The following is a 14,056-nucleotide window of genomic DNA, read 5'->3' on the forward strand; positions in this document are numbered from 1 at the left end:
TCCAACTGTCCCCGCGGGGACCGATAAAAGATCCGGGCGTTCAGGACGTTGGGCCATATCGGCCGAGCGCAGGGGCGGACCCCGTCGGCGACGCCATCGCCAGTGCTCGGTGCCATCCATGCCGCAAGTTCCGGATTCCCGCAAGTGGGCAAATTGCAAAGCCCCTTGGCCCCCGCGCCAACCATGGCTAACGTCATCTTATGCTTCGCTATGCCCTCACGCGGCTTTTGTCGCTTTCCCTTAGCCTGATCGCCGCAAGCCTTGTGATCTTTGCGGTGATCGAGGTCATTCCGGGCGATCCCGCCGCCTATATGCTGGGTATGAACGCCAGCCCCGAGTCCGTCGCGGCACTGCGCGATCAGCTTGGCCTGAACGGGTCGCTGGCCAGCCGCTATCTTGACTGGACCTTTGGCATGGTGGCCGGCGATTTCGGCCAGTCCTATACCTACAAGGTCCCGGTCATCGACCTTGTGGCACAGCGCATCTGGGTGTCCCTGCCGCTGGCCTGCATGGCGCTGGTCCTGTCGACGCTGATCGCCTTTCCCATCGGGATCATCGCGGCCGCGCGGCGCGGCAGGCCCACCGATTATGGCATCATGGGGGCCACGCAACTGGGCATTGCGGTGCCGAATTTCTGGTTCGCCATGCTGCTGGTGCTGGTCTTTGCCATCAATCTGCGCTGGTTTTCCGCAGGTGGGTTTGCAGGATGGGACAAGGGGATGCTGGCGGGGATGAAATCGCTGCTGCTGCCCGCCATCGCGTTGGCCCTGCCGCAGGCCTCGATCCTGGCGCGGGTCATGCGCTCTGCCCTGATCGAGACGCTGGATCAGGACTATATCCGCACCGCCCGCGCCAAGGGTCTGACCCGCCGTCAGGCCATCACCCGCCACGCCCTGCGCAACGCGATGATCCCCGTGCTGACGATCATCGGCCTGCAATTCAGTTTCCTGATCGCAGGCGGCATCATCATAGAGCAGGTGTTCTTTTTGCCCGGCCTCGGGCGCCTGATCTTTCAGGCGATCACCCAGCGCGACCTGATCGTGGTGGAAAGCGTCGTGATGCTGATGGTCTTTGCGGTGATCCTTGTCACCTTCATTGTCGATCTGGCCTATGCGGCCATTGACCCGCGTCTGCGGCGCCGCGCATGAGGTGGCCGGTGCAACTGATCCTTGGGGCGGGCTTTGCGGGGCTGTTCCTTGTCGCCGCGATGGCCTCGCTGGTCTGGACGCCGCATGACGTGACGGTCCTTAGCATCGCGGCCAAGCTAAGGCCGGTCGGGGGCGACTATCTGCTGGGCACCGACCATTTCGGGCGCGACGTGCTGTCGATGCTGATGGTCGGCGCGCGCACCTCGATTGCGGTGGCGATTGTCGCCGTCGGCATCGGCATGGCGCTTGGCGTGCCCCTGGGCCTGACCGCCGCCGCCAACAAGGGCAGCCTGCTGGACGAGGTCATCATGCGCGGCAACGACCTGATCTTTGCCTTTCCCAGCCTTGTCATCGCCATTCTGATTACCGCCGTTTTCGGCCCCTCGGCGCTGAACGCGATCATCGCCATCGGCATCTTCAACATCCCCGTTTTCGCCCGCGTCACGCGCGGCGCGGCGCTGTCGCTCTGGACGCTGGACTATGTTCTGGCGGCCCGCGTTTCGGGCAAGGGAAAACCCCGCATCAGCGTCGAACACATCCTGCCGAACATCGCGAACCTGTTGATTGTTCAGGGCACGATCCAGTTCAGTCTGGGCATTCTGGCCGAGGCGGGCCTGAGCTATGTCGGCCTTGGCGTGCAGCCCCCGACCCCCAGTTGGGGCCGTATGCTGGCCGATGCGCAAACCATGATCTACACCGATCCGCGCCTTGCCCTGCTGCCCGGTCTTTGCATCGTCATCACCGTTCTGGGGCTGAACCTGATGGGCGACGGCCTGCGCGATCTGCTGGACCCGCGCCTGCGACGGGGCCGCCAATGATCCGCGTGTCCGACCTGTCCCTGACGATCCACGGCACGCCGGTCCTGTCCGGCGTATCGTTTCAGGTGGACCCCGGCCAGATCGTCGGTCTGGTTGGCGAAAGCGGGTCGGGCAAGTCGATGACCGCCCTTGCCCTGATGCAGTTGTTGCCCGCCGGATCCGTTACCGGCGGCACCGCGCTTCTGGACGGCCAGAACCTGTTGACCACGAACGAAGCCCGTATGTGCGGCCTGCGCGGCAACAAGATCGGGATGATATTCCAGGAACCGATGACCGCGCTGAACCCGGTCCAGACCATCGGCGATCAGGTATCCGAGACGCTGATGATCCACGGGAAGGCCCGCCGCGCCGAGGCGCGCAGGGCCGCGCGGGACAAGCTGCTGCGCGTCGGGCTGGACCTGCCGCTGGACCGGTATCCGCATGAATTGTCCGGTGGCCAGCGTCAGCGGGTCTGCATCGCCATGGCCATCGCGCTCCGCCCTCAACTGCTGATCGCGGACGAGCCGACAACCGCGCTGGACGTGACGACACAGGCGCAGATCCTGTCCTTGCTGAAGGGGCTGGTGGACGAGGAACAGATGTCGCTGTTGCTGATTACCCACGACCTTGCCGTCGTGGCCGGCATGGCCGACCATGTGGCGGTGATGCAGCAGGGCCGGATCGTGGAACAAGGCCCGACAGAGACGCTGTTCCGCACCATGCGCCACCCCTACACCCGTCAACTGTTCGCCGCGTCCGGTCACCAGCCAAAGCGTAGCCCGCAGGTCGAAAACACCCCGCTTCTGGTGGTCGAAAACGCGCAGCGCACCTATGCGCAACCCCGCACCGGCCTGATCCGCCGGCCCGCGCCGTTTCGCGCGGTGAACGGTATCAGCTTTACGCTGCACAAGGGCGAAAGCCTTGGACTGGTGGGGGAATCGGGGTGCGGCAAATCCACCCTGACCCGCGCGATCCTCGGGCTTGATCCGTTGCAGGGCGGCAGCATCACCCTTGGCGGTCTGCCCGTGCGGGCCGGTGATCCTCGGATGCAGGTGGTATTTCAGGACCCCTACGGCAGCTTTAACCCGCGCCACCGCGTCGCCCGCCTGATTGCCGAACCGTTCCACACCACGGGGCGTCCGCATGATGCCGAGCCCCGCATCGCAGAGGCGCTGACCGCAGTCGGCCTGTCCCAAGGCGATGCGCATAAATACATCCACGAATTTTCGGGGGGCCAGCGCCAGCGCATCGCCATCGCCCGCGCCCTGATCACCAAACCGCAGCTTATCGTGCTGGACGAGGCGGTGTCGGCCCTTGATGTCAGCATCCGTGCGCAAATCCTTGATCTGCTTGCCGGGCTTCAGGTGCGGTTCCACCTTGCCTATCTGTTCATCAGCCATGACCTGACCGTCGCGCGTGCCATCACCGACCGCGTGATGGTCATGAAAGCGGGGCAAATCGTCGAGCACGGCCCGACATCCCGCGTCTTTGACGCGCCCGCCCACCCCTATACCCTGCAACTGATCAACGCGGCACCGATGCTGCCAAAGGACTGGACCCATGACACTGCCACTTTGGTTTGATCCCGAACTCGTCTTTATCAACGGCGTCTGGCGTGCACCCGATGCGGGCGGGGTGCTGCCGGTCGAAGACCCCTCTGACGGCGGGCAGATCGCGCAAATCGCACGCGGAACATCCGCCGACATCGACGCCGCCGTCGAGGCGGCCGAGGCCGCGTTGCACAGCGACTGGGGCCGGATGACCGCGACAGAACGGGGCCGCGTTCTGACCCGTATCGGCCAACTTGTCCTGACCCGCATCGACGATCTGGCGATGATAGAGGCGCGCGATGTCGGCAAGCCGCTGACGCAGGCCCGCAACGACGCCATCGCCCTTGCCCGCTATATGGAGTTCTACGGCGGGGCGGCGGACAAGATCATGGGCGAAACCATCCCCTATCTGGACGGCTACACTGTTTACACCCTGCGCGAACCGCACGGGGTGACGGGCCATATCGTGCCATGGAACTACCCGATGCAGATCATCGGTCGGTCCGTTGGCGCGGCGCTGGCGATGGGAAATGCCTGCGTGCTGAAACCGGCAGAGGAGGCCTGCCTGACCGCCCTGGCCTTTGCCGCCCTCGCACAGGAGGCGGGCCTGCCGGACGGCGCGTTGAACGTGGTGACGGGGTTGGGCGAAGAGGCGGGCGCCGCGCTGGCCGCCCATAAGGGCGTCAGGCACATCAGCTTTACCGGATCGGTCGGCGTCGGCACCCTGATCCAGACCGCCGCCGCCCGCAATGTGGTGCCGGTGACGCTGGAACTGGGCGGTAAATCCCCGCAGGTGGTGTTCGACGACGCCGATCTTGACGCCGCCCTGCCGTTTCTGGTCAACGCGGGCATCCAGAACGCGGGCCAGACCTGTTCCGCCTCCTCGCGCATTCTGGTGCAGCGCGAGGTGCACGACACCCTTCTGGCCCGCATGGCAGAGCGTTATAAAACCCTGACCGTGGGCCGCGCGGTGGACGACCCAAGCGTCGGACCGCTGATTTCAGCCCGCCAGAAAGACATCGTATCGGGATTTCTGGCAAAGGCACAAGACCTGACAATCGCGGCGCAGGGGCGGATGCAGGATGCGCCGCGCGGCGGGCATTACGTCCTGCCCACGCTGTTGTCCGGCGTCAGCCCCGACCATCCGCTGGCGCAGGATGAAATCTTTGGTCCTGTGCAGGTGGTCATTCCCTTCGACGACGAGGATGACGCAATCCGCATCGCCAATGGCACCGACTTCGGCCTTGTCGCGTCGATCTGGACCCGCGACGGTGCGCGACAAATGCGGATGGCCAAACGCCTGCACGCGGGTCAGGTTTTCATCAACAACTACGGCGCGGGCGGCGGGGTCGAACTGCCCTTTGGCGGGGTCGGAAAATCCGGCCACGGGCGCGAAAAAGGGCTCGAGGCGCTCTATGGCTTCAGCACCCTAAAAACCGTGGCGGCGTATCATGGCGGATAGCAAAACGATCCTGTCCGACGGATGGATACTTGAACCGCTGACCTATGCTTGCGACGCAGACAGGGTTCTGTCGCTGGCGTTGCGGGCAAGCGACTATATCCAGCTTGAAACAGGGGCGTTGCCCGATGCAGAGTGGGTAAAGGCGGAATTCGCCAGCACGCCGCCCGCGCTGGGGCCAAAAGGCCTGCTGCATCTCGGGATCAGCCGCCCGAACGGGCATCTGGGCGGCATCGTCTTTGTTGCCCGCGGGTATGAGACGGCGCAGGAATGGTATCTTGGCCTTGTCATGCTTGACCCCGCCGACCGCGGAAAAGGGTTGGGACGCAACGCGCTGGATGCGATTGTGCAGATGGCAACCGATGCGGGGGCAACGTCGCTTAAGGTGGCCGCCCTAAAGGACAACCCGAAAGGCCGAAAGTTCTGGGAAAGAGAGGGTTTTTCCCTTGTGCGGCAGGTTCCGCCAAAGCCCGGCGGTGACGGGCATATGCGTCATGTCATGCAACGAATTATCAAAGGAAACGCCACATGAGACTCTTGGGTAAAACGGCAATCATCACCGGAGGCGGCTCTGGCTTCGGCGCGGGCATCGCGCGGAAATTCGCCGCCGAAGGCGCGCGTGTCATGGTGGCCGACATCAACAGGGATGCCGCGCAAAGCGTCGCAGCCGAGGTCGGCGGCATCGCCCACACTGTGGACGTCGCAAGCAACGACAGCGTGCAGGCGATGGCGCTGGCCGCACTTGCCACCTTTGGCACGCTGGATGTTCTGGTGAACAACGCAGGCATCACCCATCTGCCGATGATGATGGAGGAGGTGCCAGAGGAGGCGTTCGACCGCGTCCTGTCGGTCAATGCCAAGTCCGTCTATCTGACAGCCCGCCACCTTGTGCCGCATATGAAGACCAACGGCAAAGGCGCGATCCTGAACATCGCGTCAACGGCAGGTGTATCGCCGCGCCCGCGCCTGAACTGGTACAACGCCTCGAAGGGCTGGGTGATCACCGCGACAAAGGCGATGGCGGTCGAACTGGCGCCGTTCGGCGTCCGCGTCAACGCGCTGAACCCTGTGGCGGGGGAAACGCCCTTGCTGAAATCATTCATGGGCGAGGACACGCCGGAAATGCGTGCCAAATTCCTGTCCACCATTCCGCTGGGCCGCTTTTCCACCCCCGAGGATATGGGCAATGCCGCCTGTTTCCTGTGCTCTGACGAGGCCAGCATGATCACTGGCGTCGCCATGGAAGTGGACGGCGGGCGCTGCATATGACCCTGGGCTTTGTGAAACGCCTGCTGGGGATCTCTCCGCAGCCACAGGCCGAACCGGCCGAACCGCTGCCCCCCGGCACGTTGCGGCTGCATTTGTTCCACGGCGCATTCGAGACCGAAGAGGATGCGCTTGCCTATTGCTTCGATGCGCCCGACCCGGACCTGCCGGAACCCTTCACAAATGACCTGCCGGAGGCCTTCGTCGATACTGATTTTGTCGAGGTTAGTTATGGCGATGCCCGCCATTCGGCCCTCAGCGACTATTTCCATTCCGATCTGGCCGAGGATCTGCTGGACCGGCAGGGCGACGCAAACACATTGGTTATCGTTGTCGAAGAGGCGTTCGGCGGCTTTCCCTTCCGGGTGCACGACACGCCCCGCCTGACCTACATGGGCCCGTTCGAGGCCGACCTGACAAAGCGAGGCACATGATGCGACCCGGACCGCTGAACCTGATCACCGATGTCGCGGGCCTGCGGGTCGGCAACGCCTGTGACCACCACATCAAAACCGGCGCGACCGTGCTGGTCGGCGATGCCCCCTTTGTTGCGGCGGTGCATGTCATGGGTGGCGCACCGGGCACGCGCGAAACCGATCTGCTGGCCCCCGACAAGCTGGTGCAACAGGTGGATGCGCTGGTTCTGTCCGGCGGATCGGCCTTTGGCCTTGATGCGGCGTCTGGCGTTGCCGACGACCTGCGGGCGATGGGGCGCGGGTTTGCCGTCGGCGACCAGCGGGTGCCGATCGTGCCGGGGGCCATCCTGTTCGACCTGCTGAACGGCGGCGACAAGGCATGGGGAAACAACCCCTACAAGGCGCTGGGGCGCAGGGCGCTGGCCGCCGCCGGGCAGCAGTTCGCCCTTGGCACGACGGGCGCGGGCACGGGCGCTGTGACCGCCAGCATCAAGGGCGGGCTTGGGTCTGCCTCTGTCATTCTGGACAACGGCATCACCATAGGCGCATTGGTTGCGGTCAACGCACTGGGTCGTGTGACCATGGGCGACGGGCCGGAATTCTGGGCGGCTCCGTTCGAATACGGCGCGGAATTCGGCGGACTGGGTCTGTCCGGCACCTATGACCCGATGCACGAACCCACCCCGGAAAAGCACCACGGGGAAAACACGACCATCGCGATTATCGCCACCGACGCCATCCTGACCCAAGCGCAGGCAACCCGCCTTGCCACCGCCGCCCATGACGGCATGGCCCGCGCGATTGTTCCCAGCCACACGCCCTTTGACGGCGATCTGGTTTTTGCCGCCGCGACCTGCGCCAAACCGCTGGCCGATCCGGTCTGGGACCCGCTGCGCCTTGGCCATGCCGCCGCCACCTGCCTGTCCCGCGCCATTGCCCGCGCGATATTCGAGGCCACAGCCGCGCAGGGCGACCCGCAACCGACATGGCGAGACCGCTTCGGGCGTTAGCCCAGCAGGGCGGTCATCAGGGGGCCGTTCTTGTTCTCCAGCCCCTCGATGACATTGAAATGATGCAGGTCGGGCGCAATGTGAAGCGTCGCGTTTGACCAGTTGTCCGCCAACCACCGCGCCTGATCCAGAAATACAGGCCGTTCCGCGCCACCAACCCAAACCGTGACCGGCACATCGCGCACATCCCTGTGCAAGGCGGGGCTTTCGTCTGTCGCCTCTGCCATATCCATCCGCAAATCGTCGTTGATCGCGGTCTGCAACAGCGGGCGCAAATCGGTGACCGGCGAAATCGGCACAACCCGCAGCAGCCGCGCGGCAACATCGTCGGGCAACGCCACATCACCGCACAACATGCGCGACACCAGATGCCCGCCCGCCGAATGCCCCGCCAGAACAACCGGCCCCGCAACGCGCCCCGCCGCAGCTGTCACCGCACGCGCAATCTGGCGGGTTATGGCGGCCACGCGTGCCTCTGGCGCAAGCGTATACCCCGGCATTGCAACGGCCCAGCCCCGCGCCAACGCGCCCGCCGCCAGATGCGACCACATGGATTTCTCGAACGCCCGCCAATACCCGCCATGGACGAACACCATCAGGCCCTGTGGCGTCCCTTCGGGCAGAAACAGATCGAACCTTTCGCGCGGCTGGTCGCCGTAGGCGATATCCGTCTCTGATCCCGCCCGCTCGCGGAAGGCCGCAGCGGCCTGCGTCCAGCGCGGCACATAGGTCTCCGCCTGCGGAATGTATTTCGCGTTTGCATAAGCATCATCCATATCCATCGTCCGCTCCCTGAACTTGCGTGTTCGGCTGGACAACAGGCTGCCAGCGTGATCTGCAATTGCCCAAAGAACACCAAAGGAGACCGTTATGCTAGATGCCGTGACAAACCTGCGCGACCTTTTGAAAGACCCGGGCCTATTTGAAACCCGCGCCTTTCTTGGCGGCGAATGGGCCGATGCCGACGATGGCAAGACATTTGACGTCTCGAATCCCGCCCGTGGCGACGTCATCGCCAAAGTGGCGGACGTCACCCGCGCCGAAACCGCCCGCGCCATCGAAGTCGCCCGTATCGCGCAAAAGGACTGGGCGAAACGCACCGGCAAGGACCGCGCCCAGATCCTGCGCAAATGGTTCGACCTGATGGTCGCCAACGCGGATGATCTGGCCACCATCATGACCGCCGAACAGGGCAAACCGCTGGCCGAGGCCAAGGGCGAAGTCCTATATGGCGCATCCTTCATCGAGTGGTTCGGCGAAGAGGCCAAACGGGTCTACGGCGAAACCATCCCCGGCCACCAGCCCGACAAGCGCATCACCGTTCTGCGCCAGCCGATCGGCGTCGCCGCAGGGATCACGCCGTGGAACTTTCCCAATGCCATGATCGCCCGAAAGGCCGCCCCGGCCCTTGCCGCCGGGTGCAGCTTTGTCGTGCGCCCCGCCGCCCTGACGCCCCTGTCGGCGCTGGCCATGGCGGTGCTGGCGGAACGCGCGGGCCTGCCCAAAGGCGTGCTGAGCGTGATCACCTCGTCGCGGTCATCCGACATCGGCAAGGAGTTCTGCGAGAACCCGACCGTCCGCAAGCTGACATTCACCGGCTCGACCGAAGTGGGCCGTATCTTGCTGAAACAATCAGCGGATCAGGTGATGAAATGCTCGATGGAACTGGGTGGCAATGCCCCCTTCATCGTGTTCGACGACGCCGATCTGGATGCCGCCGTCGAAGGGGCCATCCTGTGCAAGTTTCGCAACAACGGCCAGACCTGCGTCTGCGCCAACCGGATCTACGTGCAGGCCGGGGTCTATGATGCCTTCGCCGCCAAGCTGGTGGCGCGCGTGAACCAGTTGAAGGTCGGCGACGGCCTGACCGGCGGTGTCGATCTTGGCCCGCTGATCGAACCTGCCGCCATCACCAAAGTCGAAGAGCACCTGAAAGACGCCCTGTCCAAAGGCGGCAGCTTGCTGACCGGCGGCAAGCGCCATGCTCTGGGCGGCATGTTCTTTGAACCGACCATCGTGTCGGGCGCGACGATGGATATGCAGGTCGCACAGGACGAAACCTTTGGCCCCTTTGCGCCATTGTTCAGGTTCGACACCGTGGACGAGGTCATCGAAATGGCCAACGACACGATCTTCGGCCTTGCGTCCTACTTCTACGCCAAAGACCTCAGCCGCGTGTACAAGGTTGCCGAGGCGCTGGAATACGGGATCGTCGGCATCAACACCGGGATCATCTCGACCGAGGTCGCGCCCTTTGGCGGCGTCAAGCAGTCGGGCCTTGGCCGCGAGGGCAGCCACCACGGCATCGAGGACTATCAGGAACTGAAATATCTGTGCATGTCGGTCTGATCAGGAAAACCGGCCGCACCCGCGTCTTTCGCAGGTGCGGCCACCTTCCTTGCACGCCCTTGATACTTTGTTCCTTAAATACTCAAAAAAATTCCAAGGATTGACCATTCCCCTGCGTCCAATCAAATGTCATGCGCATGGAAACTTCAGACGAGGCTTTGGCCGAAACAGCAGCCACCGGAGACCGCGATGCCTTTGCGGTGCTTCTGGCACGGCATTACGACCGTCTGTTCCGGTTGTGCTTTCGCCTGACGGGAACCGGTGCCGATGCCGAGGATCTGACGCAGGACATCTGTGCCGCCTTGCCCGCCAAGCTGCGCGGCTACCGCGCAGAGGCGCGGTTCGGCACCTGGCTGTACCGCGTCGCCGTCAACGCCGCCCATGATCGCCGCCGCCGCGCCGCAAGCCACGCCCGCGCGGCGGATGGCTGGGGCGATTGGGAACTGGCAAGGCAGGCCACAATGGCCGAGGCCCGAACCGGCCTTGACTGGCTCGGCACCGCGATGAACGCCCTGCCGGTGGATCTGCGCGACACCGTCGCCTGCACTCTGGATGCCGACATGACCCATGCCGAGGCCGCCCTTGTTCTGGGCATCAGCGAAGGCACGGTGTCCTGGCGCATGTCAGAGGTCAAAAGGCGCCTGCGGGCGATGAAGGAACAGGAGGCGCAGGTATGAATGACGAACTGGACGATCTGAAATCCGCGCTGGACCGCGCGACCCCCACCCCCGATGCCGCGACACGGGCCGCACATCTGCGCGTGGCTCAGGAAAATTTCGACGCTCTCCAAGGATCGCGGCCCGCGCCGCGTCCCATCTTTGACCGCCAGACCAAATGGGCGGGGTTCAAAACCGGAGCGAAAGCAATGTTCGACATCCTGACCACACGCGGCGCCCTGACCGCCAGCACAGCCCTTGTCGCCCTTGGCCTGATCTATCTGATCCCGACGGGGGGCGATCCGGTCCCGCCGCCTTCCCTTGTCACCGCGTCTGACAAGGTCCGCATTGAGACGCAGGTGACCCCGAAACCCGCAGTCCGGCTCGCACCTAACGCCCCCGCCGAGGCAGCCCGCCAACGCAGCCCCGACGCCGACGCCGAATTCACCGTCGGCGCAATGGCCCCCGCCCCGTCGCTTGCCGACAACAGCATCCTTATCGCGCCCGATACCGAAGCTTTCGCGAACGGCCCCGCCAACCCGTTAAGGATCACCGCGACCGATCCCGTTTCGACCTTTTCCATCGACGTTGATACGGCGTCCTATTCCGTCATCCGGTCGTCGCTGATGCAGGGTCGTATGCCCCCCCAAGGGGCGGTGCGGATCGAGGAAATGGTGAACTATTTCCCCTATGCCTATCCCGCGCCCGAGGGCGACGCCCCGTTCCGCCCCACGGTTCAGGTTATGGCGACCCCGTGGAACGCGGGCACGGAACTGGTGCATGTCGCCATTCAGGGAAGGCGCCCCGCGATCGACACCCGCCCGCCGCTGAACCTTGTGTTTCTGATCGACACGTCGGGGTCGATGGATTCGCCCGACAGGTTGCCATTGCTAAAGCAATCGTTCCGCCTGATGCTGGCCAAACTAAGGCCTGCGGATCAGGTCGCAATTGTGACCTACGCAGGCAGCGCGGGGCAGGTTCTGGCGCCCACCTCTGCCACCGAGGCAGCAACGATCCTTGCCGCACTTGACCGGCTGGATGCAGGCGGTGGCACGGCAGGGCAGGCCGGTTTGCAACAGGCCTATTCGGTCGCCGAAAGCATGGCGCAGGACAACAAGGTGACCCGCGTGATCCTTGCCACCGATGGCGATTTCAACATCGGAATTTCAGACCCAGAGGCCCTGAAAACCTACATCGCCGGCAAGCGAGACACAGGAACCTACCTTAGCGTTCTGGGCTTCGGGCGCGGCAATCTGGACGATGCCACGATGCAGGCACTGGCGCAGAACGGCAACGGTCAGGCCGCCTATATCGACACCCTGGCAGAGGCGCAAAAGGTGCTGGTGGACCAGTTGACCGGCGCCCTGTTCCCGATTGCGAACGATGTGAAGGTGCAGGTTGAATTCAATCCCGCACGCGTCGCGGAATACCGCCTGATCGGCTATGAAACCCGCGCCCTGAACCGCGAGGATTTCAACAATGACCATGTGGACGCAGGCGAGATCGGCGCGGGCCATTCGGTCACGGCGATCTACGAGGTGACGCCGACAGGGTCGCCCGCCATCCTGAACGATGCGCTGCGCTATGGCGCACCGGCGGCAACCGGCGACAGTGACGAACTGGGCTTCCTGAAACTGCGGTATAAATCCCCCGGTGCGGCCAGCAGCCAGTTGATCGAGGTTCCGATTGTGCGGGGCGGCCCGCTGTTGCCCGACACAGGGTTCGCAACTGCCATCGCGGGGTTCGGACAACTTCTGACGGGCAGCGCCTATATCGACGGCTGGACCTATCAGGACGCCATCGCCCTTGCCAACACCGCGAAAGGCGACGACCCGTTCGGCTACCGCGCCGGGGCAATCACGCTGATGCGTCTGGCGGAATCGCTGTCGGCACAATAGCAAAAAGGGCGCGCACCCGTTACAGATGCGCGCCCTTCATCCGGTGCGGATCAGGCTTGGGCGTCGACCTTGGATTCGACCGCTTTGACCTGAATGTCGTCGGCGCGGGCAATCTCGATCCGGCGGGGTTTCAGCGCCTCGGGCACTTCGCGCACCAGATCAATATTCAGCATCCCGTCCGCATGGGTCGCCCCGGTCACGCGCACGTGGTCGGCCAACTGGAACCGACGCTCGAACGCCCGCGTGGCGATGCCGCGATGCAGATAGGCGCGCGGTGTGTCGTCCCTGGCTTTAGCCCCCGAAACGATCAGTGAACTCTCGCGCACTTCGATCGACAGATCATCGTCCGAGAACCCCGCGACGGCCAGAGAAATGCGATACGCATCATCGGCTGTCTTTTCGATATTATAGGGCGGATAGGTGTTCTGGCTGACATCATTGGTCAGAACACGGTCCATAAGATCGGCGATCTGATCAAATCCGACAGTCGCACGATACAGGGGGGTAAGGTCGAAATTTCGCATGGGAATCCTCCATTGAGCGATACCAGACAAGCGTCACCCTCCGTTGGCGGACGGGCAACAAAGACGTCGCGGCCCGTTTACGGCACCCCGACCCATTAGATGTGGGGAGGGATTTTCAGCGTTTCAAGAGGTATTCAGGGGCGCAGGAATTTTGCGCCGTTCGGGCTGGCGCGGCCCTCTATCGTCAGACGGCGCACAACCGGCTCGATCCGCTTTACCGGGCTTTCGGTCGCTTCCATTTCGGCGATCAACAGCTTTAGCGGCCCCTCGACCGAGGTTCCAATGGCCACATTCGCACTGTCCATCCGTGCCTTGGCCGACACGACAGAGACGATCTGCGCCTCGCCGTTTTCGAACATGAAGACAGGCGCGCCGGAAGACCCGAAATCAACATCGCAGGACAGGATAAGCGTTCCACTTTGCGCGTCCAACACATGGCAGACCTCTTGCAATGACGGCGCCTCGGCGCGATCTTTGGCATAGGATACAACGCCCACCTCGTCGCCCCGGTTGGGCTGCGCGTGGATTTTATAGGGCGTGATGCTTTGGTTGCGGATCGGGTGGGTCAGCTGCAAAAGCGCGACGTCATTGCGAACCCGTTCGACATCAAGGGCGGTGTCATAGACATAGGCCGGATGGATCACCGCGCGCTTCACATCCCGGTAGGACGAGGCGCGACCATTGCGCAGATCTGCCAGAAACTCGACCGTCGTGGGGTCGATCGGGTCGCGCGTTTCCTTGTTGTAAAGGCAATGTGCGGCGGTCAGCACCAGATCGGGCGCAATCAGCGCACCGGTGCAAAACCCGGCACCGCCGATATTCAGGCGGCCCACGGCCTCCCATCCTTTGCTGTCATCGCCCGTCACAAGCGACCTAAGCCTGCTTTCGGCCGGAACCGCGCTGGAAAGTCCGGCCAAAGCCACCGAAAGGATAAGAAGTAAACGCATCTGCCCGCCTGTTTTTCTATGCCTTATATCGCAGGT

14 protein-coding genes are annotated in these 14,056 nt (G+C 63.7%); 11 read left to right on the top strand and 3 right to left on the bottom strand.

Annotation, left to right across the window (positions count from 1 at the left end; translation table 11 throughout):
• Positions 1-200 precede the first annotated feature (200 nt).
• Genes ACEN2R_RS01405 through ACEN2R_RS01440 form a run of 8 tightly spaced genes read left to right on the top strand, consistent with a single transcriptional unit; the run spans position 201 to position 7,646 of the window.
• Complete coding sequence (locus ACEN2R_RS01405) at positions 201-1,148, top strand: ABC transporter permease (RefSeq protein WP_442038461.1); 948 nt, start codon at positions 201-203, stop codon at positions 1,146-1,148.
• Positions 1,145-1,966, top strand: a complete 822-nt coding sequence (locus ACEN2R_RS01410) for an ABC transporter permease (protein WP_442038463.1) — start codon at positions 1,145-1,147, stop codon at positions 1,964-1,966. The genes ACEN2R_RS01405 and ACEN2R_RS01410 overlap by 4 nt, the downstream gene beginning before the upstream one ends.
• Positions 1,963-3,528 (top strand): ABC transporter ATP-binding protein, encoded by a 1,566-nt coding sequence (locus ACEN2R_RS01415; protein ID WP_442038465.1) that lies wholly within the window; start codon positions 1,963-1,965, stop codon positions 3,526-3,528. The genes ACEN2R_RS01410 and ACEN2R_RS01415 overlap by 4 nt, the downstream gene beginning before the upstream one ends.
• Positions 3,506-4,957: an aldehyde dehydrogenase family protein gene (locus ACEN2R_RS01420; RefSeq protein WP_442038467.1), complete on the top strand. Its 1,452-nt coding sequence runs from the start codon at positions 3,506-3,508 to the stop codon at positions 4,955-4,957. Before ACEN2R_RS01415 ends, ACEN2R_RS01420 begins: the two co-directional genes overlap by 23 nt.
• Positions 4,947-5,486 carry a GNAT family N-acetyltransferase gene (locus ACEN2R_RS01425; protein ID WP_442038469.1) on the top strand — a complete coding sequence of 180 codons (540 nt, stop codon included), beginning with the start codon at positions 4,947-4,949 and terminating at the stop codon, positions 5,484-5,486. Before ACEN2R_RS01420 ends, ACEN2R_RS01425 begins: the two co-directional genes overlap by 11 nt.
• Positions 5,483-6,223 carry a glucose 1-dehydrogenase gene (locus tag ACEN2R_RS01430; protein WP_442038471.1) on the top strand — a complete coding sequence of 247 codons (741 nt, stop codon included), beginning with the start codon at positions 5,483-5,485 and terminating at the stop codon, positions 6,221-6,223. Before ACEN2R_RS01425 ends, ACEN2R_RS01430 begins: the two co-directional genes overlap by 4 nt.
• Positions 6,220-6,654 (top strand): hypothetical protein, encoded by a 435-nt coding sequence (locus ACEN2R_RS01435; protein WP_442038473.1) that lies wholly within the window; start codon positions 6,220-6,222, stop codon positions 6,652-6,654. The genes ACEN2R_RS01430 and ACEN2R_RS01435 overlap by 4 nt, the downstream gene beginning before the upstream one ends.
• Entirely contained in the window at positions 6,654-7,646 is a 993-nt protein-coding gene (locus ACEN2R_RS01440) for a P1 family peptidase (protein WP_442039459.1), read from the top strand. Before ACEN2R_RS01435 ends, ACEN2R_RS01440 begins: the two co-directional genes overlap by 1 nt.
• Here ACEN2R_RS01440 and ACEN2R_RS01445 read toward each other — a convergent pair.
• Entirely contained in the window at positions 7,643-8,428 is a 786-nt protein-coding gene (locus tag ACEN2R_RS01445) for an alpha/beta hydrolase (protein ID WP_442038475.1), read from the bottom strand. The two genes, ACEN2R_RS01440 and ACEN2R_RS01445, sit on opposite strands and share 4 nt — an antisense overlap.
• 88 nt (positions 8,429-8,516) lie before the next feature.
• Between ACEN2R_RS01445 and ACEN2R_RS01450 the strand changes: the two genes are divergently transcribed.
• From ACEN2R_RS01450 to ACEN2R_RS01460, 3 genes are all read left to right on the top strand, one after another.
• Positions 8,517-9,995, top strand: a complete 1,479-nt coding sequence (locus ACEN2R_RS01450) for an NAD-dependent succinate-semialdehyde dehydrogenase (protein WP_442038477.1) — start codon at positions 8,517-8,519, stop codon at positions 9,993-9,995.
• Between the two features lie 137 nt (positions 9,996-10,132).
• Positions 10,133-10,672 carry an RNA polymerase sigma factor gene (locus ACEN2R_RS01455; protein ID WP_442038479.1) on the top strand — a complete coding sequence of 180 codons (540 nt, stop codon included), beginning with the start codon at positions 10,133-10,135 and terminating at the stop codon, positions 10,670-10,672.
• Complete coding sequence (locus tag ACEN2R_RS01460) at positions 10,669-12,549, top strand: vWA domain-containing protein (RefSeq protein WP_442038481.1); 1,881 nt, start codon at positions 10,669-10,671, stop codon at positions 12,547-12,549. The genes ACEN2R_RS01455 and ACEN2R_RS01460 overlap by 4 nt, the downstream gene beginning before the upstream one ends.
• A 50-nt stretch (positions 12,550-12,599) precedes the next feature.
• Here ACEN2R_RS01460 and ACEN2R_RS01465 read toward each other — a convergent pair whose 3' ends face one another.
• Both ACEN2R_RS01465 and ACEN2R_RS01470 read right to left on the bottom strand, forming a co-directional pair.
• On the bottom strand, positions 12,600-13,073 hold the full coding sequence (locus tag ACEN2R_RS01465) for an Hsp20 family protein (protein ID WP_442038483.1): 474 nt from the start codon (positions 13,071-13,073) through the stop codon (positions 12,600-12,602).
• 134 nt (positions 13,074-13,207) lie between these two features.
• Positions 13,208-14,020: a trypsin-like serine peptidase gene (locus ACEN2R_RS01470; protein ID WP_442038485.1), complete on the bottom strand. Its 813-nt coding sequence runs from the start codon at positions 14,018-14,020 to the stop codon at positions 13,208-13,210.
• Positions 14,021-14,056 lie beyond the last annotated feature (36 nt).

The sequence above is a fragment of the Pseudogemmobacter sp. W21_MBD1_M6 genome (assembly GCF_052119585.1).
In the GTDB taxonomy this organism is placed as follows: domain Bacteria; phylum Pseudomonadota; class Alphaproteobacteria; order Rhodobacterales; family Rhodobacteraceae; genus JBGQOJ01.

What these genes read in the sequence shown, in the direction of transcription:
- ACEN2R_RS01465 (WP_442038483.1), bottom strand. Translation starts at nt 13,073, where the DNA reads ATGCGAAATTTCGACCTTACCCCCCTGTATCGTGCGACTGTCGGATTT.
- ACEN2R_RS01405 (WP_442038461.1), top strand. Translation starts at nt 201, where the DNA reads ATGCTTCGCTATGCCCTCACGCGGCTTTTGTCGCTTTCCCTTAGCCTG.
- ACEN2R_RS01410 (WP_442038463.1), top strand. Translation starts at nt 1,145, where the DNA reads ATGAGGTGGCCGGTGCAACTGATCCTTGGGGCGGGCTTTGCGGGGCTG.
- ACEN2R_RS01455 (WP_442038479.1), top strand. Translation starts at nt 10,133, where the DNA reads ATGGAAACTTCAGACGAGGCTTTGGCCGAAACAGCAGCCACCGGAGAC.
- ACEN2R_RS01440 (WP_442039459.1), top strand. Translation starts at nt 6,654, where the DNA reads ATGCGACCCGGACCGCTGAACCTGATCACCGATGTCGCGGGCCTGCGG.
- ACEN2R_RS01450 (WP_442038477.1), top strand. Translation starts at nt 8,517, where the DNA reads ATGCTAGATGCCGTGACAAACCTGCGCGACCTTTTGAAAGACCCGGGC.
- ACEN2R_RS01420 (WP_442038467.1), top strand. Translation starts at nt 3,506, where the DNA reads ATGACACTGCCACTTTGGTTTGATCCCGAACTCGTCTTTATCAACGGC.
- ACEN2R_RS01470 (WP_442038485.1), bottom strand. Translation starts at nt 14,020, where the DNA reads ATGCGTTTACTTCTTATCCTTTCGGTGGCTTTGGCCGGACTTTCCAGC.
- ACEN2R_RS01415 (WP_442038465.1), top strand. Translation starts at nt 1,963, where the DNA reads ATGATCCGCGTGTCCGACCTGTCCCTGACGATCCACGGCACGCCGGTC.
- ACEN2R_RS01435 (WP_442038473.1), top strand. Translation starts at nt 6,220, where the DNA reads ATGACCCTGGGCTTTGTGAAACGCCTGCTGGGGATCTCTCCGCAGCCA.
- ACEN2R_RS01425 (WP_442038469.1), top strand. Translation starts at nt 4,947, where the DNA reads ATGGCGGATAGCAAAACGATCCTGTCCGACGGATGGATACTTGAACCG.
- ACEN2R_RS01460 (WP_442038481.1), top strand. Translation starts at nt 10,669, where the DNA reads ATGAATGACGAACTGGACGATCTGAAATCCGCGCTGGACCGCGCGACC.
- ACEN2R_RS01430 (WP_442038471.1), top strand. Translation starts at nt 5,483, where the DNA reads ATGAGACTCTTGGGTAAAACGGCAATCATCACCGGAGGCGGCTCTGGC.
- ACEN2R_RS01445 (WP_442038475.1), bottom strand. Translation starts at nt 8,428, where the DNA reads ATGGATATGGATGATGCTTATGCAAACGCGAAATACATTCCGCAGGCG.